Origin of the sequence: Nodosilinea sp. LEGE 07298, from assembly GCF_015207265.1 — a bacterium.
In the GTDB taxonomy this organism is placed as follows: Bacteria; Cyanobacteriota; Cyanobacteriia; order Phormidesmidales; family Phormidesmidaceae; genus Nodosilinea.
This window is the reverse complement of record NZ_JADEXE010000535.1, coordinates 1-2,086: the sequence shown is the minus strand read 5'-3', so window position 1 is coordinate 2,086 and position 2,086 is coordinate 1. Positions and strand designations below refer to the sequence as shown.

Annotated in this window: 1 protein-coding gene; it reads left to right on the top strand. The window is 60.6% G+C overall.

The window, feature by feature from the left end; all coding sequences use genetic code 11:
• Window positions 1–136: 136 nt before the first annotated feature.
• The coding region (locus IQ273_RS32735) for an ABC transporter ATP-binding protein (RefSeq protein WP_194027247.1) at window positions 137–2,086 on the top strand (1,950 nt) is incomplete at its 3' end.

Here is a 2,086-nt window from a genome sequence, read left to right as displayed (position 1 = left end):
CATCCACTCATCCACTCATCCACTCAGCCACTCATCCACTCATCCACTCATCCACTCATCCACTCATCCACTCATCCACTCATCCACTCATCCACTCATCCACTCATCCACTCATCCACTCATCCACCCCTTCCCCATGACCGCCCAAAAGCTCCTCTTCGACCACGCAAAACGCTACCCCTGGCGCATTTTAGCCGCCATTGGGCTGGGCTTTTCGGGAGCGGTCTTCAACGGGGTGGGCACTACGCTGATTGTGCCAGCGGTGTTTGAGCTACTGGGTACCCAGGAAAGCACCGGGGCGATTGCCCTGCCCCCCCTGCTAGAGGACGTGACCGAGCCGTTTTTGGGCCTGCCCGGCCCAGGGCGGGCGGTGGCCATGCTGAGCTTTATTGTGCTCACCATTCTGCTCAAAAATCTGGCCAACTACCTGAGCAGTGTCACCAGCGAAGGTCTTTCCCGCCGCCTGACCTGCGACCTGCGCCGGGCCGGGCTCGACCTGCTGCTGGGGGTCGATATCGACTACCACAACACCATGCGCACAGGGGATATTATTCAGCGGCTTAACGACCAGGTGGGCCGGGCGGTGACCTCGATCAATGCGGTGATCAACCTGCTGCGGGCGTCGCTGAATATTCTGTTTTTTGGGATGGTGCTGCTGTCGATATCGGGGTCGCTGACCCTGGCCGCCGTTGTGCTAATGGCCGGGGTGCTGGTGCTCAACCGCTACGTGATTACCCGCGCCCGCGCCTACGGCAAGGCTCTGGCCGATGCCTCTAAAGACTATTCGGTGCGTACCCTAGAAATGCTCAACGGCATGCGCCTGGTCAAGGCCACCGCCAACGAGTCCGCCGAGTTTACCCAGGTGGAGGCCCTGATCGAGCGGCGCGAACGGGCCGCCCTGCAATCGCAGATGAACACCGCCATCATTGGCCCACTGAATGAAATTCTCAGCATTTTGGCCCTGGTGGCGATTATTTTAATCAGCCAGTTTTGGCTGGGTAGCGGATCGGCTGCGTCGGCCACCCTGCTGCTGACGTTTTTGTTTGTGCTGTCGCGGGTGGTTCAGTTTGTGGGACAGCTCAACTCGGCCCGCAGCCAGCTGGCCAACAGCGCTGCCAGTGTTGATCTGGTCTACGACTTTTTGCGCCGCGACAACAAACCCTTCATGGCCCAGGGCGATCGCGCCCTTACCACCCTGCAAACGGGCATCACCTTCGAAGGCATCGACTTCAAATATCCCAGCGCCGAAGGTTGGTCGCTACAGGGGATTGATCTAGCGCTGCCCAAGGGCACTACCCTAGCGCTGGTCGGAGCCTCGGGAGCAGGTAAGTCTACCCTCGCCGACCTGCTGCCCCGCTTTTACGACCCCCAGGGGGGCCGCATCGCCATTGACGGCATTGACCTGCGGGAGTTTGACCTGGGCAGTCTGCGGCGAGCCATGGGCATCGTCAGCCAAGACACCTTTTTGTTTAACGCCACCGTGCGCGACAACATTGCCTACGCTCAGCCTGCGGCCACCGACGATGAGGTGGTGCAGGCGGCCCATCGAGCCAACGCCTACGAGTTTATTAGCCAATTGCCCCAGGGCTTTGACACGGTGGTGGGCGATCGCGGTGTATTGCTCTCGGGTGGCCAGCGCCAGCGAATTGCGATCGCCCGCGCCCTGCTGCAAAACCCACCCATTTTGATTTTGGATGAAGCCACCAGCGCCCTCGATACGGTCTCAGAGCAGCTGGTACAGCAGGCCCTGGAGGATTTGAGCCGCGATCGCACCACCTTAGTCATCGCCCACCGGCTTTCCACCATTCGCAACGCCGACCAGATCGCCGTGCTCGACCAGGGCCGCGTGGTCGAACTGGGCACCCACGACGAACTGTTGCAGCAGCAAGGCCGCTACACCGACCTCTACACCATGCAGTTCGCCCATGAAACCGGCGCTTACCCCGTGCCCCCCGCCATCACCAGCCCCGAGTCCTACGACTTACGCACTGGGTTAAATGTCGTGCTCGGCTCTTTGCAACTCCTCGCCGATGGCCTAATCGAAGACGGCCCCGAGTCAGAACAGTTGATCCAAGCAGCCTACCGC